Origin of the sequence: Limosilactobacillus caecicola (assembly GCF_943192935.1) — a bacterium.
In the GTDB taxonomy this organism is placed as follows: Bacteria; Bacillota; Bacilli; order Lactobacillales; family Lactobacillaceae; genus Limosilactobacillus; species Limosilactobacillus caecicola.
In genome coordinates, this window is record NZ_CALPCI010000002.1 from 428,370 (window position 1) to 447,766 (window position 19,397).

The 19,397-nt window shown below is 41.0% G+C and carries 20 protein-coding genes; 2 read left to right on the forward strand and 18 right to left on the reverse strand.

What is annotated here, in order from left to right; all coding sequences use genetic code 11:
* Positions 1-141 precede the first annotated feature (141 nt).
* Complete coding sequence (locus NFR43_RS04715) at positions 142-273, forward strand: SPJ_0845 family protein (RefSeq protein ID WP_251546942.1); 132 nt, start codon at positions 142-144, stop codon at positions 271-273.
* 77 nt (positions 274-350) lie between these two features.
* On the opposite strand, the gene NFR43_RS04720 is transcribed toward NFR43_RS04715, so the two are convergent.
* The 8 genes from NFR43_RS04720 to rpsO form a co-directional block, all read right to left on the reverse strand.
* On the reverse strand, positions 351-650 hold the full coding sequence (locus NFR43_RS04720; protein ID WP_251546943.1) for a nucleoside triphosphate pyrophosphohydrolase family protein: 300 nt from the start codon (positions 648-650) through the stop codon (positions 351-353).
* A complete protein-coding gene (yihA, locus tag NFR43_RS04725) occupies positions 650-1,240 on the reverse strand; it encodes a ribosome biogenesis GTP-binding protein YihA/YsxC (protein WP_251546951.1) in 591 nt (196 codons plus the stop codon). Before yihA ends, NFR43_RS04720 begins: the two co-directional genes overlap by 1 nt.
* 19 nt (positions 1,241-1,259) lie before the next feature.
* On the reverse strand, positions 1,260-2,510 hold the full coding sequence (gene clpX / locus NFR43_RS04730) for an ATP-dependent Clp protease ATP-binding subunit ClpX (RefSeq protein WP_251546953.1): 1,251 nt from the start codon (positions 2,508-2,510) through the stop codon (positions 1,260-1,262).
* A gap of 110 nt (positions 2,511-2,620) precedes the next feature.
* On the reverse strand, positions 2,621-3,934 hold the full coding sequence (gene tig, locus NFR43_RS04735) for a trigger factor (RefSeq protein WP_251546956.1): 1,314 nt from the start codon (positions 3,932-3,934) through the stop codon (positions 2,621-2,623).
* Positions 3,935-4,102: 168 nt separating this feature from the next.
* Positions 4,103-5,293, reverse strand: coding sequence for an elongation factor Tu (gene tuf / locus NFR43_RS04740; RefSeq protein WP_251546958.1), 1,191 nt, complete (start codon positions 5,291-5,293; stop codon positions 4,103-4,105).
* Positions 5,294-5,484: 191 nt separating this feature from the next.
* A complete protein-coding gene (locus NFR43_RS04745) occupies positions 5,485-6,375 on the reverse strand; it encodes a hypothetical protein (RefSeq protein ID WP_251546960.1) in 891 nt (296 codons plus the stop codon).
* A gap of 121 nt (positions 6,376-6,496) precedes the next feature.
* The gene (locus NFR43_RS04750; protein WP_275087101.1) at positions 6,497-8,293 is read right to left on the reverse strand and encodes a ribonuclease J; all 1,797 of its coding nucleotides are present in this window, start codon (positions 8,291-8,293) and stop codon (positions 6,497-6,499) included.
* Between the two features lie 164 nt (positions 8,294-8,457).
* Positions 8,458-8,727 carry a 30S ribosomal protein S15 gene (rpsO, locus tag NFR43_RS04755; RefSeq protein WP_251546964.1) on the reverse strand — a complete coding sequence of 90 codons (270 nt, stop codon included), beginning with the start codon at positions 8,725-8,727 and terminating at the stop codon, positions 8,458-8,460.
* A gap of 257 nt (positions 8,728-8,984) precedes the next feature.
* Between rpsO and rpsT the strand changes: the two genes are divergently transcribed.
* A complete protein-coding gene (rpsT, locus tag NFR43_RS04760) occupies positions 8,985-9,239 on the forward strand; it encodes a 30S ribosomal protein S20 (RefSeq protein WP_006915789.1) in 255 nt (84 codons plus the stop codon).
* Between the two features lie 39 nt (positions 9,240-9,278).
* Here rpsT and holA read toward each other — a convergent pair whose 3' ends face one another.
* The 10 genes from holA to typA all read right to left on the reverse strand — a co-directional run bounded on the left by holA (position 9,279) and on the right by typA (position 19,360).
* Positions 9,279-10,322 (reverse strand): DNA polymerase III subunit delta, encoded by a 1,044-nt coding sequence (gene holA, locus NFR43_RS04765; protein WP_251546966.1) that lies wholly within the window; start codon positions 10,320-10,322, stop codon positions 9,279-9,281.
* Positions 10,310-12,418 carry a DNA internalization-related competence protein ComEC/Rec2 gene (locus NFR43_RS04770; protein ID WP_251546968.1) on the reverse strand — a complete coding sequence of 703 codons (2,109 nt, stop codon included), beginning with the start codon at positions 12,416-12,418 and terminating at the stop codon, positions 10,310-10,312. The genes holA and NFR43_RS04770 overlap by 13 nt, the downstream gene beginning before the upstream one ends.
* A 131-nt stretch (positions 12,419-12,549) precedes the next feature.
* Positions 12,550-13,038 (reverse strand): ComE operon protein 2, encoded by a 489-nt coding sequence (locus tag NFR43_RS04775; protein WP_251546970.1) that lies wholly within the window; start codon positions 13,036-13,038, stop codon positions 12,550-12,552.
* A 56-nt stretch (positions 13,039-13,094) separates the two neighbouring features.
* Positions 13,095-13,727: a helix-hairpin-helix domain-containing protein gene (locus NFR43_RS04780; protein ID WP_251546971.1), complete on the reverse strand. Its 633-nt coding sequence runs from the start codon at positions 13,725-13,727 to the stop codon at positions 13,095-13,097.
* 79 nt (positions 13,728-13,806) lie between these two features.
* Complete coding sequence (locus NFR43_RS04785; RefSeq protein ID WP_251546973.1) at positions 13,807-14,853, reverse strand: SepM family pheromone-processing serine protease; 1,047 nt, start codon at positions 14,851-14,853, stop codon at positions 13,807-13,809.
* Positions 14,843-15,358, reverse strand: a complete 516-nt coding sequence (coaD, locus tag NFR43_RS04790; RefSeq protein ID WP_251546975.1) for a pantetheine-phosphate adenylyltransferase — start codon at positions 15,356-15,358, stop codon at positions 14,843-14,845. The genes NFR43_RS04785 and coaD overlap by 11 nt, the downstream gene beginning before the upstream one ends.
* 2 nt (positions 15,359-15,360) lie before the next feature.
* On the reverse strand, positions 15,361-15,921 hold the full coding sequence (rsmD, locus tag NFR43_RS04795; protein ID WP_251546977.1) for a 16S rRNA (guanine(966)-N(2))-methyltransferase RsmD: 561 nt from the start codon (positions 15,919-15,921) through the stop codon (positions 15,361-15,363).
* A 3-nt stretch (positions 15,922-15,924) separates the two neighbouring features.
* Positions 15,925-16,203: a YlbG family protein gene (locus NFR43_RS04800; RefSeq protein ID WP_251546979.1), complete on the reverse strand. Its 279-nt coding sequence runs from the start codon at positions 16,201-16,203 to the stop codon at positions 15,925-15,927.
* Complete coding sequence (locus NFR43_RS04805; RefSeq protein ID WP_275087102.1) at positions 16,203-17,375, reverse strand: FtsW/RodA/SpoVE family cell cycle protein; 1,173 nt, start codon at positions 17,373-17,375, stop codon at positions 16,203-16,205. Before NFR43_RS04805 ends, NFR43_RS04800 begins: the two co-directional genes overlap by 1 nt.
* 140 nt (positions 17,376-17,515) lie before the next feature.
* Positions 17,516-19,360, reverse strand: a complete 1,845-nt coding sequence (typA, locus tag NFR43_RS04810; RefSeq protein ID WP_251546983.1) for a translational GTPase TypA — start codon at positions 19,358-19,360, stop codon at positions 17,516-17,518.
* Between the last annotated feature and the right edge of the window lie 37 nt (positions 19,361-19,397).

The following is a 19,397-nucleotide window of genomic DNA, read 5'->3' on the forward strand; positions in this document are numbered from 1 at the left end:
TTATGGTGATATTATACTGAATCCTAAACTAATATGCAATGTTTTTGAATAATTTTTCGCTATCAACAGGCGATATTCAGTTATTATGCAAAAGTTAGTTATGGTATACTTAAAGCAATGAAACTACAAAGGAGTGATCACATGGGATTAGTAACACGACGGAGTGACCAACTGGACAAGCTCTTTGATAACTTTGCAGTTGATCCCAAAAAGGCTCACAAAAAAGATAAGAAACATCCTGACAAAGATAGCAAACAAAAAGACAAGGATTAGGATTGACCATAATGATCAACAAGGTCCAGCACAATGGCGAAACCATTGCGCTGGACCTTTGCTCATTATTGATAATGTTAATTTTCAATTGTAAAACCGTGTGGGTAACGTTTATTCAAGGTTTCGATATTGGTCTTGGCCACCTCGTCAAATGGGATATCAGCCCATTCGGCAACTTGTGATAAATACCAGAGAACATCACCCATTTCGTGAATTAGTTCATCACGATCTAAGGGGTGCCCCTTAAAAGTGTAATTTTTTACTAAATCGACGACCTGTCCGGTTTCGCCCGCAAGGCCTAAGGCACAATTGGTTAAAACCTGTTCATTCCCATAAAGTGTCCGCTTTGCGGCAGATTGATATTCATTAAAATCCATTACTTTACCCCTGTTTGCTTTTCAATCCAGTGCCAAACTTCATCTTTACCACGTTTATTAGTCGCTGAAAATAATATCAATGGTTGGTGGTCCTGAAAATCCATTGATGTTTTGACTTCCTTAACCACTTTCGTGTATTGACTTGGCTTGACTTTATCAATTTTAGTCGCCACTACCAAAATTGGTAAATTATAATAGCTGAGCCATTGATACATTTGAACATCGTCAGCAGTTGGCGCATGTCGTCCATCAACCAGGAGAATCACTCCCCGCAATTGTCGACGTTGGGTGAGGTAATTTTCAATCATTTGACCAAAATTTTCGCGTTGCTTTTTGGAGACTTTGGCATATCCATACCCTGGTACGTCAACAAAATAAAGTTGATCCTCAACATCGTAAAAATTTAACGTCTGGGTTTTCCCAGGCTGGCTTGAAGTATGGGCAAAATTTTTTCGATTAATCAGCGTATTGGTTAACGACGATTTACCAACATTTGAACGGCCAACTAATGCAATTTCTGGATAATCCGTCTTCGGATATTGATCAGGACGGACGGCACTAATTGTCAAATCAACATGATTAACATCCATTTTTAAACCTCATCTTTTCCTATGACGCCTTCGTGTCATTCATGATGTAGCGTGGTTCAGTGTGATTTTGAACACAATTCTTATCAATAACCACTTCTTTAACATCCTGGCGACTCGGTAAATCAAACATCACGTCACGCATTACTTCTTCAATAATAGAACGAAGGCCACGAGCACCAGTATTTCGGGCAATTGCCAAGCGAGCCATTTCACGCAATGCACCATCCGTGAACCGTAAATTGCTTCCGTCTAGGCGGATTAATTCCTGATACTGCTTAACTAACGCATTCTTCGGTTCTGTCAAAATCCGGACAAGATCATCTTCGTCCAGTTTTTCTAAGGCAGTCATCACTGGCAAACGACCAATAAATTCGGGAATTAGCCCAAATTTAAGCAAGTCTTCTGGAATAACGTGTTGCAAAATATTTTTCTCGTTAACCTGGTCAGCCTCTTTAGAATCTGTACCAAAACCAATCGTTTTGTCACCAAGACGTTCCTTAACAATTGATTCGATCCCATCGAACGCTCCCCCAACAATAAAGAGGATATTCTTGGTGTCAACCTGAATAAATTCTTGTTGAGGATGTTTCCGGCCCCCCTGAGGTGGTACGTTAGCAATCGTCCCTTCAAGAATTTTTAACAGTGCTTGTTGAACACCTTCACCCGAAACATCACGGGTGATCGAAACATTTTCGCTCTTCTTTGCGATCTTATCAATTTCATCAATGTAAATGATCCCTTTTTCCGCCCGTTCGACATCATAATCCGCAGCTTGAAGAAGCTTTAAAATGATATTTTCAACATCTTCACCAACGTAACCAGCTTCAGTCAACGTCGTTGCGTCCGCGATTGCAAATGGAACGTTCAAAATACGGGCTAACGATTGCGCTAAATAGGTTTTACCAGAACCAGTGGGTCCGATTACAGCGATATTTGACTTTTGCAATTCAGTGTCATTATTATCACCAGTAACCATTGCATTAACCCGCTTATAGTGGTTATAAACAGCTACCGACAGTGTTTTCTTGGCTTCATTTTGGCCAATTACGTAGTCATTTAATTGACTCATAATTTCAGCTGGAGTAGGTACTTTAAACGTGCCATTATTAATTTGATCTTCAGCTAATTCTTGTTTAATGATTTCAGAGCAGAGTTCAACACATTCATTGCAAATGTAGACACCAGGTCCAGCAACGATCTTTTTCACTTCATCTTGTGATTTACCACAAAATGAACAATGAACGTTTTGTTCGGTTGTATCTTCAAACATCTACTTTCCTCCTGAAATATAATGTTTATTTACCACACAAAAAGGGGTTGCAACTCAAGCATCGTTACAACTCCCTTCTAAAATTCGATATTTATCATCAAAGAATGAGACTATTTATCGCTATCCTTTTCAGCAGGTAAGTCTTGCTTAGCAGAATCAGCAACTAAGTCAACAGCCTTCTTGATTTCAATATCATGAGCTAACATGTCCTTAGTCAAGCTCTTTTCAATCGCATCTTCTTCCATGCCGAATTGCTTAGCTAAGTCACTAATTTCCTTCTTGATATCATCATCAGATGCGGTCAATTTAGCATCCTTAACAATTGCTTCAAGAACCAAGTTGGTCTTAACCCGCTTGTCAGCATCAGTTGCAAATTGCTTCTTTAATGCATCTTCTGAAGTCCCAGTAATTTGGAAGTACATTTGAGGGTTAATCCCTTGTTGTTGCATTCCAGCCAAGTATTGTTGAACCTGACGATCAGTATCTTGGTCCAACATTGCTTGTGGAATGTCTTCAATTTCAGCATTATTAACCGCTGCTTCAATAGCGGCGTCTTCAATGGCAGACTTGGCAGCTTCTTCTTTTTGTTCTTGAAGTTGCTTCTTAGTCTTATCTTTTAATTCATCAAGAGTATCAACATCTTCGTCAACATCCTTGGCAAATTCATCATCTAGGTCTGGGAGTTGCTTTTCCTTAACTTCGTGAATTTTTACATTGAAGACAGCTTCCTTACCAGCAAGGTTCTTAGCGTGGTAATCTTCTGGGAAGGTAACCTTAACATCAACATCTTCGTCAGCCTTATGACCTACTAATTGGTCTTCAAAACCAGGAATGAATGATCCAGAACCAAGTTCAAGTGAGTAGTTATCAGCAGAACCACCATCAAACTTTTCACCATCAACAGTACCAACGTAGTCAATGACAACCGTGTCACCGTTAGCAGCTGCTTCATCTTCTTTTAGAACCAATTCAGCTTGTTGTTGACGCTTGTTTTCTAATTCGGCATCAACATCGGCATCGGAAACTTCAGTATCTTGCTTAGGTACTGACATTCCCTTGTATTCACCTAATTTAACTTCAGGCTTAACAGCAACTTCAGCCTTGATTGTCCAAGGTTCACCCTTCTCCATACTATCAATGCTGATTTGTGGTTGATCAACTGGTTCAATATCAGCTTCCTTAACAGCTGCTTCATAGGCATCAGGAAGAACATCGTTCAGAGCATCTTGGTATAAAGATTCTTCACCGTACATTTGGTTGAAGATTGCCCGTGGAACGTGACCCTTCCGGAATCCAGGCACCGTAATCCGCTTTTGAGTTTTCTTAAAAGCGTCATCAATACCCTTTTGAATCGTTTCTACATCAATATCGAACGTTAATGTCCCTTTGCTGGCTTCGCTGTCGCGTTCCCATTTTGCTGACATTTCATTTCCTCCAATAACATACAATTTTCAGTTTAATCTCTTAAACCGTAACATACCTTATAATTTTACCGTAGGAAAGGTGGAATTTCAAGCCTTCCCAATGATTATTAAAGGGTACAAAAAAGGCCCTAGTAAAACTAGAGCCTTTCGGTTAGCAACTAATGAAAATTAGTCAAGCACTTCTGATACCACACCGGCACCAACAGTGTGTCCACCTTCACGAATAGTGAACTTAAGACCCTTTTCAAGAGCAACTGGCTTTTGTAATTCAACAGTGAATGTTACGTTATCACCAGGCATAACCATTTCTACACCATCTGGTAATTCAATCTTACCAGTAACGTCAGTAGTGTGGAAGTAGAATTGTGGTTGGTAGTCTGAGAAGAATGGAGTGTGACGGCCCCCTTCTTCCTTGGTCATAACATAAACTTCACCCTTGAACTTCTTGTGAGTTTGAATTGAACCAGGTTCAGCCAAAACTTGACCACGTTCAACTTGGTCGTGTGAAATACCACGAAGAAGGACACCAACGTTGTCCCCAGCTTCACCAAGATCAAGAGTCTTGTGGAACATTTCAACACCAGTAACGGTTGACTTAAGAACATCGTCCTTCAAACCAACGATTTCAACTTCGTCACCGATCTTAACAGTACCACGGTCGATACGACCAGAAGCAACAGTACCACGACCAGTAATAGTGAAGACATCTTCGACAGGCATCATGAATGGCTTGTCAGTAGGACGCTTTGGAGTTGGAATGTAGTCATCAATAACATCCATCAAGTGAAGGATAACCTTTTCTTGTTCTGGGTCACCTTCAAGAGCCTTGAGGGCAGAACCACGAACAACAGGAATATCGTCACCAGGGAAATCGTATTCGGACAATAAGTCACGAACTTCCATTTCAACTAAGTCAACTAATTCGTCGTCGTCAACAAGGTCAACCTTGTTAAGGAATACAACGATGTATTCAACACCAACCTGACGAGCAAGAAGGATGTGTTCACGGGTTTGTGGCATAGGACCATCATCCGCAGCAACAACCAAGATAGCACCATCCATTTGTGCAGCACCAGTGATCATGTTCTTAACGTAGTCGGCGTGTCCTGGCGCATCAATGTGTGCGTAGTGACGCTTTTCAGTTTCGTATTCAACGTGGGCTGTGTTGATAGTGATACCACGTTCCTTTTCTTCTGGCGCAGCATCGATATCTTCAAACTTTTCTTGCTTAGCCAGACCCTTTTCAGCCAATACCTTGGTGATAGCGGCCGTTAAAGTAGTCTTCCCATGGTCAACGTGGCCAATAGTACCAATGTTTACATGGGGTTTAGTACGTTCATAATGTTCTTTTTCTGCCATTAATGAAACCCTCCTGAAATAATATACAAGTATAGTGCCGGAACAATTCCGACACACCCTTGATGTAATTGTACTACTTCTAGGATTTTATTTAAAGCATTAAATTCAGCCCTAGAAGAATTCTTAACCATAATATCAGCTCATCATTGTTTTGTAAACGACTTTGCCGTTTTTTTTATAAATAAATCCATTTAGCCAATACTTTGTTGGATTTTTTGTTGCCATTCTTTAGCGTATTGCTGGTCCGCATCTAGTTGGTCGGGAACCGTCCCAACCATTACTTCGACCCACGCTGTAGGATTTTTAATAACCTGACCTGCGTATGGAAATAATAAGGCCATATGCAATTTAATTTGTTGAATCGCGTTTTGATATTCAATCGGATTATCATTTTTGTAACGCTCTTGGATAATCTGCATCAAACTTTGTTCGACCGCTTTTTCTTGTGCCAAATCCGCCTCAGCCGGAACAATTAAATGCTCCTCCTGATCAATCCAGATAAATTTAACTAGCTCTGCGTAGTGTAAGTCAACCAACGTCCGCAAAATTGCTACCCTAAAGATTGGCTTTACAAACGAATCCCGCAAAACAAATTGTGCTCCGCTAGCATATTCACGTAATGGGAGTGTATCCGCATCTGTAATTGCAGAATATTGCGACCATTCTGGTAAATCACCTGTATGAATAAAGTTTTTCAGCTTTTTTTGCAAAGTTGCTGCTTGTTTTTGCTCAGCCCCCTGCTCCGCCTCAGCAATTTGTGCAATCATATTATTCTTCATAACTTCTTGAGTGGCAAGATTGTTCAGCGTTAACCGTGCCGGGATAAACAAGTGATTATGCAGCAAGATATCAATCCACAAAGTGGGGGCCCGCTGTAAATATTCTTGTTCATAATTTCGGGCCTCTTCATGCGCCTGAACGTACTGCTGTTTGTCCATGAGTGCTTGGACATAATTGCGTTGTAACTCAAAGGGTAATTCGTGATCAGCAACTGCAGCGATTTTTTCAATAACTTTTTGACTCTCGCCCTGTTCTAACAGCTTTGTGGTGATTTGTATTAGATCAGCATATTTCCCATCCATGGCTATTTCTCCCTCCATGATTGAACATTTTTAAATAAAAAGAGACTGGGACACACTCAGTCTCTCATACTATTAAGATAGTTGTCTCGACAACCCTTATTTAAGCTTGTGCACTAAAAGCTTACTTATTTTCGGCACGATGACGTTTAGCTCCCCGACCACGACTACTATGCTGTTTCTTGCTCTTTACAGAACTTTTCGCATTATCTTGATCTTTTTTGGAGCGGTTTTTGTGCTTCGGGTGTTGATTGATTTCCATGATAACTGGAAGGATCACCGGATGACGCTTAGTTTGATTAAACAGGAACCGGTTTAGCTTATCACGAACGTTTTGCTTTAAATGGCTCCAATCAAATTCCTTTTGATCAAGATCTTCCTGGATCACTTTTTCAACTAAATCGGCGCTTTGTTTCATTAGTTGACGATTAGTTTTGACGAAAACAAACCCTCGCGAGGTAATTTGTGGACGCGCAACAATCTTTTTGTTTTTCCGGTCAATAGTAGCCACTACAACAAAAATGCCATCCTCAGACAGGATTCGCCGGTCTCTAAGGACAATATTGCCAATATCACCGACACCAATCCCGTCAATCATCGTGTTGCCGACTTCAACGTGGTCACCAATGTAGAATTCACCGTCCTTGAATGTTAGGACATCGCCCTTATTCATCAAGAAAACATTTTCTTTTGGAATCCCAACTTCTTCAGCTAGTACGGCATGCTGATCTAAGAGGCGGTATTCCCCTTGGATTGGCATCAAATATTTTGGCTTCATGAAGTTCAGCATCAACTGTTCGTCATTTTGATTGGCATGCCCCGAAGGATTCAAATCCTGCCCGATAAACTTCACTGCGGCTCCAGCACGATAGAGTGCATCCGTAACTTTTTGTTCCATTGTTTCCATTGCGTATGATGGAGTCGTTGTAACAAATACCAAGTCACCTTCGCCAAGTTGAATATCTTGATCTTCACCGTTGGCAATTGAATTTAAGGCCTTTAGTGGTTCACCCATTCGGCCAGTAACCAGAATGACCACCTCATTTGGATCTAATTCAGCTGCATCTTGCATCTTAATTAATGTGTCTTCTGGAACTTGAATTTCACCAAGTTTGATGGCAGTATCAATAATCTGTTCTAAATCGCGGCCAGAAAGGACCACTTTCCGTCCGGTGGCCACAGCAGCATTCAAAATTTGTTGAACCCGCATAATATTAGATGCAACACTACCGACTACAATCCGCCCATCATGGTTTTCAAACGTATCGCGAATGTATTCAGCAATATCTTTTTCACGAGTGTTGGCGCCAGTAATCGCTGCACCAGCCGAATCACTCAATAACAGTAAGACGCCTTCGTCACCAATTTGTGCAAGCAGTGAAAGGTTTGTTTTATAATCCCCACGCGCAGTTTGATCAAATTTGAAATCACCGGTATATACAATGTTACCTTCCGCAGTGTGTAAGACAATCCCTAAGGTTTGAGGAATAGTATGAGTAGTACTAAAGAAAGTGATTGTAACGTCGTTAAAATCGATTTCAGTGTTTGGATCCACAACGTGAAAGTCATTGAATTTCTTAACCTGTTTGTTGTTTTTCACAGTAAGCTTAGCAAGTTCAATGGTCAACTTACTCCCAAAAACAGGAACTTGAAAGTCCATCAAAAAGTATGGCAAAGCACCAATCGCATCTGCGTGTCCCTGCGTTAAAAAAACACCAGCAATTTGGTCGGCGTGTTCTTTGAGATACGACCAGTCGGGAATCACTACATCAATACCCATTAATTCATTTTCGGGATATTTTAACCCACAATCTAAAATAAAGATTTGTTCATTAATTTCTACGGCATACATATTTTTACCATTTTCACGAACGCCGCCAAATGGAATTACTTTAATATCGTTCACTTCGTTCTCCTTCATTCATTATAATATTGATTTTAAATCGACTAACTGGATGTCAATCGTAAAGGTATTAAACTCTCTAAACACTAAAGAATATCATAACATAGATTAAAAGAAAGAGAAATAATCAGCAAACCAGCGCATAAAAAAAGAACGAGCAAATGCTCGCTCTGAAAATTGAATTAACGACGAAGGCCCAAGCTCTTGATTAATTCACGGTAAGCTGGTAAATCAGTCCGCCGTAAGTATGCTAATAAGTTACGACGGTGACCAATCTTCTTCATCAAACCACGTTGGGAACTGTAATCATGTTTGTGTTCCTTTAAGTGTGCGTTTAATTCGTTAATTTCAGCAGTTAATACAGCAACTTGTACTTGAGTAGAACCAGTGTCTCCTTCATGAGTAGCGTATTGCTTAATTAATGCGTCCTTCTTTTCCTTTGAAATAGCCATGCTATTTTCCCACCTTTCAATATTTAAATTGCCCGATTCTAAGTAAAACGTCGGTGAGGATCGTTAGACTGAGAAAGGGTTTGGTTTTAATAACCTTTGTTAATATAACTGATCTTCGCGTTAAACGCAAGTTTTCCCGAAAATTTATTGCAGGCTTTTCGGTGATCATCTTGCAATGCTGATAAGGATTCTGTATAATGACAAATGTTGAAAATTCTGGTCAACCAATAATTTGAGGTGGACGGAGGTGAAATTTCATGCCAATTATTAAGTCAGCAATTGAACGTGTTCGTGTTAATGAAAAGGCAGCTGCTCGGAACGCTTCACAAATGAGCGCAATGCGGACTGCTATCAAGAAGTTCGATAAGGCTAAGTTAGCTGGTGAAGGTGACCTTGACAAGCTTTACAAGGATGCTATTTCAGCTATTGACCATGCTCATGCTAAGGGCCTTATCAAGGCTAACAAGGCTGCTCGTGACAAGTCACGTCTTTCAGCTCGTTACGCTAAGTAATGAATTAACATTATAAATAAAGGTCGGTTAGGAAAATTCCTAATCGGCCTTTTTGCTTGCCTTCACTTGCTGTGAGTACTGTAACATAAAAAGTTGAAATAACAGTTCTGGAGAACGGCTGGTGGTTTTTAATGCCTTCTCCACCCGAATTAATCCCAAATAGGCATTAATCAAGTCCGTTAAGGAAAAATTCCGGACCGTTTGCAAGCCCAGTTTAACTCGATACGGGTGCACCTGTAATTTATTAGCGAGGGTTCCCTGACTCAAGCCGCGAGCACTAAGGATCTTAACTTGCAACAGCAAACGAAACTGACTCACCAGAACAGCATTAATTTGTAATGGTTGTTGCTGGCTTTCTAATAATTGACGATACAAGCTAATAGAACGCTCCTGTTGATGCTGCAACACTGCATTAACCAAATCAAAAACATTACTATCCAGTGTTTGGGGTACTAGAGATTGGATATCTTCAACAGAAATAATTTTATTTTCATATTCTAATAGCATTAATTTTTGGATATTGGCAATCATAGAACTATAATCCGCATTCGTTCGCTTCACTAGCTCCGTTAATGCGCCGTCAGCGAATTGATATCCAGAATTCAGCACATTTTGTTCTACAGCAGCTCGGGCAGCTTGTTCTGTGAGTGGCTGTGCAGTCACCTCAACCGCATTCTTCTTGAGTTGCTTGACAACCTTTTTGCGACCATCCAGTTTTTCATATGGGGCAATAATCACTAAGATAGTTGAAGGTTGGGGATGATTTAAGTATTGTGCTAATAATTCTGGGTCTTGCTTGATCTTAGTTTTTCCACCATTGGTGGTTAGAAAGTTTGGCTTGTTAAGAAAAACCAATCGTTTTTCACCAAAAAAAGGTGCTGACATTGCATCATCCAATGCTTGGCCTAGTCCCTCTTCTTCCAGATCATAACTCCCAACATTCATTACCTGTTCTTCCTGCGGAATTAACTTTAAAAAAGTCTCCCGGACTTTTTGAATAATCATTTGTTGCGGGCCAATGACTAAGTAGACCGGAGCCGCTGGCGCATTCTTTAACTGGCTTTGTAAAGTCACTGCATCCAATTAAATTCATCTCCTTTCAGAGTTGTCACAAAATGACCAGTATTTGGATAGTACTGATATTGTATCATCCCACGATTTTGAGTCGACCAAAACGGGATTTGTTGTTGTTTTAATTTACGAATTGTTTCTTGGTTCGGATGTCCATACCGATTCTGTCGTCCAGCAGAAATCACCGCCAATTCCGGCTGTAAGTGATTTAAATACTGAATGGCACTAGAAGTTTTACTACCGTGGTGCCCCAGTTTAACAACATTAGCCGTCAATTGCGGATATTTTTTTATTACCGCCAACTCCCCAGCTTGATCTAAGTCACCACTAAAAATAAACGTTTTGCCACCAAACTGACCATACAACACCATTGAATCTTCGTTGCGGCCTTGTCCCCTACTGAAGGGGTGTAACACTTGCAGCTGCAGTGCCGAAAGGTCTGTTTGATTAGTCACTGGAACTATCTGGATCTTATTGGGAATCCGCTTGGTAAATTTCGTCATTTTTTCCATGCCTGACGGTACAAAAACGGCCTTAACCTTTAACTGCTGGCAAATGGTTTGGAGATAACCAATGTGATCTGCATCACTATGGCTTAACAATACTGCATCTAAATGGTTAATTCCCTTACTTTTCAAATAATTAACGCTAATTCTTTGTGCATCATCACCATTAGAATGATACTTTTTCCAAGCTGGGGCTGGAAATTGCAAGCGTCCACCGGTATCAATCAACATTACTTGTCGATTAAAAGGTGTCCGAAGCAAAATTGAATCACCCTGGCCAATATCAAAAAAAGTAACCTCCCCTGATAGTGGAAAATGAATCCAACAAAAGGCCGCCAGGTATACACAAATCAAACCCCGCCACAATCGCTTTTTCCATGACCACTGATCACAAGCAAGTAAGGTTAGAATGATCATCCCTAACGCCAACCAATTCGGTAACTTACCAAATACAAACAGCCCCGGTAATTTTGCCAGCCAACTAATCAGCGCTTGATATTCTTGTAAGCTCCGGTTAACAACTGCGATTACTTGTGGCAAACAGTGGCCCAAACTGCCAGCAATGATGGTCAAAGGTAAAATGACTTTTGAAAAAAATGGAATCATGCAGTAATTCAAAATTACTGTTAACAGGTGCACTTGGTAAGTAGCATTTAAGAGTAGCGGAATGCTAACGACATTAAGGACAACGGCTTGTTGCCAAGTGGTTTTCCAATTTATTTTGCAAAGCGTAAAAGAAAGGAGGTAACTAAGCTGACCACCCAAACTTAAAAGGACAGCTGGTAAGAAGCATAAATGGATAATTAAGCTCCACGACCAACTATCAAATATTTTCGAGCCGATTATTTCGCCTAAGAGCGCCACACCAGTCATCAGAATTGCCCGGGTCAGACTTCCTGAGGCCCCACCGATTATCCAAAACAGCGGCAAAGTCGTTATTGTCACCACATTAATCACTTCTCGTGTGAGATTAATTAAACTTAGTCCGCGACGCATTAACTGACAAATCACAGTCACGTGTAGACCAGATAAACAGAACAAATGAATAATCCCTAAAGCTTGGGCATTTTGAATCGTTTCACCCAGTTCTTGATCACTAATTCCTAACAACAATCGCTTGCAAAACAGATTGATTGGAGCAGGCAGGTTTGAAAAACGATAACTTAATTGCGCCCGCCAACAATGTAAGTATTCTAAACCATGCGGTTGACTACGACTAGTCAATTCACCGGTTCCGCGGACGCAGTTATACACTCTTAGGTATCGATAATACCGCTGTGCATCAAACTGATTCTGATTAGTGGCTGGGTTTAAGGGGCTTAATTTTCCTTCAACTCGAATCCACACGGGTTGTTGAACATCAGTGAAGCTAGCCAATTCTGATCGTGAGGTAACCTGAAAGCTTAATAAGTACCTTTTTTGATCTTCGCCACGCCCAATCACGCTAACTAAATTACCGTTAGTTTTAATTCCATCTGGTTCAACGCGATAAAGGCGCTGAACCGTTTGCTCACGCTTAATGGTGTAACGTTTAGCCTCACTATTCAAAAAGACACAATGAGCAAAAATGCTTCCGACAATCGCAATCGTCAGCCAAATCACTTTTGCATTATGTAAGCAAATCAGGCGGATAACCATCCAAAACAAAGGCAGAATTAGCCAAAATTGGCGAGCAAGAATCACCCCAGGAACTAGCGCAGCAGTTAAGGCGATAATCGTACTGTGTTCTTTAATTATTTATTCATTCCTGGATGAATATATTGATCAAGATCAACTTCATCCAAAATATCTGAATCAAGTTTAATCTGTTTTAATTTCACATTCTTGAGACGAATTAATTTTTTGGCATATTCATCATTGTGGTAATTCCGTAGATAATTAATTTGCTTAATTCCGGCCTGTAAAAGACTCTTCGTGCACTGAAGGCAAGGAAAATCGGTAACATACAAAACCGCGCCATCAGTCGGCGTACCGAATTTTGCACATTGTAATAAGGCGTTCATTTCAGCATGAATGGTTCGAACACAATGACCATCGCGCATATAACAGCCGACATCAATGCAATGATCATCTCCAGCAACGGCCCCATTATAGCCACTACCAATAATTCGTTTGTCACGTACTAAAATAGCACCCACAGAGAGTCGCTGACAGGTTCCCCGTGAAGCAACTAGCCCCGCTTGGACCATAAAATACTGGTCCCAATCAATTCTTTTTTTCATCTAGAATCACCCCTTTTTCGTTGTTAAGTATAGCAAATTATGCCAATTTAAACAGACTAAACTGCCAGTCGATCTTTTAATTTTGCAACAGTTTTATCGCCGAAACCACTAATGTTTTTTAAATCATCTGGAGATTTAAATCCGCCATGTTGATTTCGATATTCCAATATTTTTTCTGCCTTTTTCTCACCGACCCCATCAATTTTCATCAGGTCTTCCTTGGTGGCATTGTTCAAATTAATTTTTTCACCATCAGTACTACCTGCATCAGCTCCGCCAGCAGCCACATTACTGGTTAATTGCTCGCCTAATTTGGGAATTTGGACAATTTGTTGGTCCATTAATTCCTTGGCCAAATTCACCTGATTTAAATCTGACTGATCGGTGCTACCTCCTGCTGCCCGAATTGCTTCCTCAACTCGCGAGCCCTTTAATAAATGGTAGACTCCTGGTCGATTAACCGCGCCTTTGATATCGATACAAATTTTACTGCTATCACCACTTTGGGCACTAACTCCCTGAGTCTTTTTGGCGACTTCTCGCGAAGTGGGCAAGCGATCAGTCGGCTGTTGATTAGTATGCCAATGAGTATATCCAGCAAATAATAAAACCAGTGCTGCTACTCCGCCGATAATGACCTGGTGAATGTGCATTAAACAGTATTCTTTAATTTTTTCGATAATTTTCACCTCCCTAATATAAAGGGACGTAAAAATGTAATCTTTACACTAAAAAAGGTGATGAAAATTTATTCATCACCCTAAATTGTTAATGTGTTTGAAGATATTTCACTGCATCCTTAAACGTTTTTACCGGGACCACTTTCATTCCCGGTGCGTATTTTTTAGCCGTGGCCTTTGCCATTTGATAATTAGTCTGGTGGCCTTCTTCGTATTTCAATAGCTGCTTGGTTGGCTTAACATACGGCGCAAAAAAGATTTTGGCACCCGCCCGGTGAGCAGCTACCACCTTTTTATCAATCCCACCAATTTCACCAACTGTGCCATCAGCACTGATGGTACCTGTGCCGGCGATCTTTTTACCATGACGAAGATCTTGGCCGGTAATTTGTTGATAAATTTGCAAAGCAAACATCAAACCACCTGATGGTCCGCCAAGCTGCCCTGGATTAACTTTGACAGTTGGATTTGTATGAACCTTGGTATTATCGGTTAAGATAATGCCGATCCCAGCACGAGAACTAGTGATTTTAACCAATGGTTTCGTGACGGTCTTCTGTTTGCCATTGTGAATATAAGTAACCGTCAATGGCGAACCAACCTTCTGCTTTCCTATATATTTTTGGTAACCTTGTGCAGTATTAAAATGATGGCCATTAACTTTCGTGATCGTGTCTCCAACTTTGATGATGCCTTTAAATTTAGAATTATTTTGAACCTGCAAAACGTAAATTCCTAAATAGTCTGTTTTCACCGTCCGATGAGCAGCTTTAAAAGCAACCGTGATGGCCTGGTTAATGGCACTTTGCATATAAAAGTTCTGAACACGATCAAAGGTCTTTCCGCTTTGGCCCCCTGTTACTTCACTAGCGCTTTCAATGGAAGTATTGGGGGTCAACTTGGCCCAGACATACGTAACTGGGCGCGCCTGCTGTAAATAAACCGAAGTAATCATGAAACTACCCTTTTGTTTGTCTGGATGTCCCTTGATGGTGACGTAAGAGCGCAAATCATCAGCAGTTCCAGGACTCTCAATGTATTGATTCAGTGGCCAAAAGAAAAACCACCCAAGAAATACTACTAAAAAAGCAACGGAAAGAACCCGGCGGAGAATTTTTTTATCTTCATTTTTCATTATGCTTCTTCACCTGTCTCATTTGCCGCTCATCGAGCCGTTTTTCGAGAGCCGCATTAATATTTGCTGGTAAGTATGCAGAAATATCTCCACCGGCCATTGTGACCTCTTTCAACATACTACTAGATAAGTGCTGATACTTAGGATCCGCAAGCAAAAAAATCGTCTCCACTTGGTGATCCAAAAATTGGTTCATCGCTGCGATATCCCGTTCATATTCAAAGTCGCGTGAATTACGTAATCCCCGCATGAGATAGTCAGCGCCAATTTTGTTCATCAAATCAACAGTTAACCCGTGACTAGTAATCACTGATACATTGTCCAACCCAGCAACAGCCTCCTTAATTTGAGCGACCCGCTCATCAACGGAAAAGAGCGGGTGTTTGCTAGCATTGTCCATGACAGCGACGGCTAACTGATCAAATAGAGCGCTACCCCGTTTAATTAAATCAAGGTGGCCCAGTGTTAATGGGTCAAAACTACCTGGAAAAACTGCAACTTTCATCGTTAATTTCCTCCTTGATATTGGTAAATTGTAAGTACTGTAATACCGTATTCATTGCGCCGGGATAATTCAAATCCCGGTAAATCATCAGGAAGATTAGCTTCCTGATTAGTCTCACACACCACAATTGCTCCCGGCTTTAGTAATTTTTTCTCCACCATCGTTTCAATGTCTTTAACAATCTGCTGTTTTGCGTAAGGTGGATCCAAAAAAACAAGATTAAATTGGAATTGCTGGTGACTTAAAACACTCAGCGCTTTATGCGCATCTTGTTTAATGATCGTGAACTGTTCGGGAACCCGTGTGAGAGCCACATTTTGCTTGATCGTTTTGATCGCAGCATATTGGCGGTCCACAATTATTGCCTGGTCAATCCCCCTTGAAACAGCCTCAATACTCAGTCCACCACTACCTCCATAGAGATCTAAACTCGTTCCGCCTTCAAAATAGGGACCGATAATATTAAATAAAGATTCTTTTACCTTATCCGTAGTTGGCCGCGTAGCCATGCCAGGAACGGCATTTAAGCGACGCCCCCGGAATTTTCCTGAAATAACGCGCATTCTTTAATCATCCTCATCATTCTTTTTGTACGTGCCGGTCCCCGCCGGATGAAAAACTGTTGGATCAATCGCTGGCCACTGAGAAATCTCCACACTGGTTACATTATGGAGTTTGGCGATGGCTGGTTCTACTTCCTCAACTTCTGCTTGATCAACGTACAGGACAACGTAATGCATTCGGCGAGAAACATACATAATATTACCGTAACGTCCTAGTCGACGGAGAACATGCTTATTATTAATATAGACAATTAACCCTTGGCGTTTTGTTAACTCAAACACTAACGAATGACTCCTTTCTGACTAGCCGCCTGTTGTTTACGATATTGACGACCGACATTCAAAACTAAGCCAACCGCTGCACTTAACACCAACATACTAGAACCACCATACGAAATAAATGGCAACGTGACCCCGGTAATTGGCAGTAAACCACATACCCCGCCAATATTAAAGAACGTTTCCACAGCAATAAACGTGGCGACTCCGTAACAGAGTAATGCCTGGTAAAGTGAGTTGACTTTGACGCCCAACTGAATGGTTCGACAAACGATCACCATAATTAAAAGTAAAATGACCGTAACCATGACCCAACCTAGTTCTTCACTAATAATTGCTAAAATGAAGTCCGTATTCGGTTCAGGGAGGTAGCCCATTTTTTGAATACTATTGCCCAGTCCAACCCCAAAGATGCCACCGTTTGAAATAGCATAGTAAGAATTAACTAACTGACTACCAACCCCACTGTTATTAGCAAATGGGTTAATATAGGCAACGAACCGGTTAACTTGATAACCATGGAAATGATTAACGACAAAGCGCGCAATTAATGGTAACCCGACGATGATAATCCCAAGAAACGATAATAAGATCCAAACACTTTTACGCCAATTAATTTCACTACCCAAAAATAAAACAATAACGATGGCGCTATTAATCGCAAAGCCGCCAAAATCAGGCTGGATTAAGATTAAAATCAATAAAGCCACGATAATTAAGAAGGGATAGCGAACGTCACCCAGGCTATGCGTTCCGGAAACCTCATTATAGTGGGCAAACTGATTGGCTAAGTACATAATGATAAATAATTTAGCAATTTCAGCTGGTTGGATACTGAAGAAGCCAAGGTTAATCCATCCCTGAGCCCCATTCACTGCCGCTCCAAATAATTTAACAAAAAAGAGCATGCCCAGCAAAATCAAAAAGAAGATTCCTAATAACTTTGGACTCCGCAAAGCTTTGAGACGCATTGACGCGACTACTAAGGCAACGATGATGCCCAAAACTGCAAAGATTGTTTGACGAATTAGGTAACCAGTTGGCGACCCTCCATTTTGCATTTCGATGCCTGCACTAGCCGAATAAACCATAATGACACCGATAATGCATAATACTAAATATGGTAACCCAACCCACGGGTCAAGTTGTTTAAATTTCCTTAAAACGCTTTGCATGCTTATCCCCACTCAATTTAAAAATCAAAAATAATTATACACCATCTCGAAAGCAGAATGCTGTTCTTAACACTTTTATTATCTTTGACTTTCATTATAAAACAAAATAAGGAGCCGAAAATCAGCTCCTTATAAAGTAATTACTTCCGTGAAGCTGCCTTACGCCGCTTAGCAGCCTTTTCACGAGTGTTAGTATCTAAGATTTGCTTCCGTAAACGAATGTTTTCTGGAGTAACTTCACAGTATTCATCTTCGTTTAAGAATTCAAGTGATTCTTCCAACGTAAAGTGGGTTGGCGTCTTAATCCGTGCCATTTCATCGGATCCGGCAGCCCGCACGTTAGTCAAGTTCTTACCCTTGGTGATGTTGACGGTAATATCGTTTTCACGACTATTCTCACCAACAATCATTCCTTCATACACTTCGGTACCGGGGTCGATTAATAACGTCCCACGACTTTCGATCCCCATCATTGCGTAAGTAGTAGCCTTTCCGGCATTCATCGAAACCAGAGTTCCCTTTTGACGACCAGGATTCCAGTTCTTAATTACTGGAGCGTACTTTTCAAAAGTATGGCTCATGATCCCATAACCACGGGTAATTGACATAAATTCAGTAGAATAACCGATTAAACCACGTGAAGGTACCAAGTAAGTTAACCGCGTTTGACCATTGTTATCAGGTTCCATGTTGGTCATTTCCCCCTTACGCTTGTTCAAACTATCAATGATGGAACCACTATATTCATCAGGGGTATCTACAATGACCTCTTCGAATGGTTCACACATCACACCATCAATTTCACGGTAAATAACTTCTGGACGAGATACGGATAATTCGTAACCTTCACGACGAAGCGTTTCGATCAGGATTGAAAGGTGTAGCTCACCACGGCCAGAAACGGTCCAAGCACCTGGATCATCGGTATTTTCAACCTTCAAGGAAACGTCGGTTTGCATTTCACGCTTTAGACGATCTTCCAGTTGACGAGCAGTAACGAACTTACCTTCCCGGCCAGCAAATGGAGAATCGTTCGTCCGGAAAGTCATCCGCAATGTCGGTGGATCAATCCGTAATGGCGTAATTGCTTCTGGGTGGTTTGGATCAGTAACCGTTTCACCAACATTAATGTCTTCCATCCCAGAGACGGCAATTAGGTCACCGGCTTCAGCTTCTTGAATTTCTTCACGTTTCAAACCGAAGAAACCGAACAGTTTAGTAACCCGGAAGTTCTTCTTAGAACCGTCTAATTTCATCAGTGTAACGTTATCACCGATCTTGATCTTACCGCGGAAAACACGACCGATCCCAATCCGGCCAACGAAATCATTGTAATCAAGGATCGCCACTTGGAATTGAAGTGGTTCATCAGAATTATCAATTGGTGCCGGAATGGTCTTAACGATAGTGTCAAACAATGGCTTCATCGTGTGTTCCTGAGTTGATACATCAGAATCGTAACTAGAAGTCCCGTTCATTGCAGAAGTGTAGATAACTGGGAAGTCTAGTTGGTCTTCATCAGCACCTAGTTCAATGAACAGATCCAATACTTCATCCACAACTTCTTCAGGACGAGCACCCTTCCGGTCAACCTTGTTAATCACAACGATTGGAGTTAAGTGTTGTTCCAAAGCCTTCTTTAAAACAAACCGTGTTTGTGGCATCGTCCCTTCGAAAGCGTCAACAACCAGCAAAACACCGTCAACCATCTTCATAACCCGTTCAACTTCACCACCGAAGTCAGCGTGGCCTGGCGTATCCAAAATGTTGAATTGGTACTTACCGTATTTAACAGCAGTGTTCTTGGAGAGAATCGTGATTCCCCGTTCCCGTTCGATAGCATTAGTATCCATCGCCCGGTCTTGAATATCAAAGTGCTCTGGCAGAGTATCAGATTGCTTTAACATTTCATTCAGCAAAGTGGTCTTACCATGGTCAACGTGGGCAATGATCGCGATATTACGAATATCATCACGTGATTTCATGAATTAACTTCCTTTCACATTTAAATTAATTGATCTT

Coding starts and splice junctions, on each gene's coding strand:
- NFR43_RS04715 (WP_251546942.1), top strand. CDS start 142: ATGGGATTAGTAACACGACGGAGTGACCAACTGGACAAGCTCTTTGAT.
- NFR43_RS04720 (WP_251546943.1), bottom strand. CDS start 650: ATGGATTTTAATGAATATCAATCTGCCGCAAAGCGGACACTTTATGGG.
- yihA (WP_251546951.1), bottom strand. CDS start 1,240: ATGGATGTTAATCATGTTGATTTGACAATTAGTGCCGTCCGTCCTGAT.
- clpX (WP_251546953.1), bottom strand. CDS start 2,510: ATGTTTGAAGATACAACCGAACAAAACGTTCATTGTTCATTTTGTGGT.
- tig (WP_251546956.1), bottom strand. CDS start 3,934: ATGTCAGCAAAATGGGAACGCGACAGCGAAGCCAGCAAAGGGACATTA.
- tuf (WP_251546958.1), bottom strand. CDS start 5,293: ATGGCAGAAAAAGAACATTATGAACGTACTAAACCCCATGTAAACATT.
- NFR43_RS04745 (WP_251546960.1), bottom strand. CDS start 6,375: ATGGATGGGAAATATGCTGATCTAATACAAATCACCACAAAGCTGTTA.
- NFR43_RS04750 (WP_275087101.1), bottom strand. CDS start 8,293: ATGAAGGAGAACGAAGTGAACGATATTAAAGTAATTCCATTTGGCGGC.
- rpsO (WP_251546964.1), bottom strand. CDS start 8,727: ATGGCTATTTCAAAGGAAAAGAAGGACGCATTAATTAAGCAATACGCT.
- rpsT (WP_006915789.1), top strand. CDS start 8,985: ATGCCAATTATTAAGTCAGCAATTGAACGTGTTCGTGTTAATGAAAAG.
- NFR43_RS04775 (WP_251546970.1), bottom strand. CDS start 13,038: ATGAAAAAAAGAATTGATTGGGACCAGTATTTTATGGTCCAAGCGGGG.
- NFR43_RS04785 (WP_251546973.1), bottom strand. CDS start 14,853: ATGAAAAATGAAGATAAAAAAATTCTCCGCCGGGTTCTTTCCGTTGCT.
- coaD (WP_251546975.1), bottom strand. CDS start 15,358: ATGAAAGTTGCAGTTTTTCCAGGTAGTTTTGACCCATTAACACTGGGC.
- rsmD (WP_251546977.1), bottom strand. CDS start 15,921: ATGCGCGTTATTTCAGGAAAATTCCGGGGGCGTCGCTTAAATGCCGTT.
- NFR43_RS04805 (WP_275087102.1), bottom strand. CDS start 17,375: ATGCAAAGCGTTTTAAGGAAATTTAAACAACTTGACCCGTGGGTTGGG.
- typA (WP_251546983.1), bottom strand. CDS start 19,360: ATGAAATCACGTGATGATATTCGTAATATCGCGATCATTGCCCACGTT.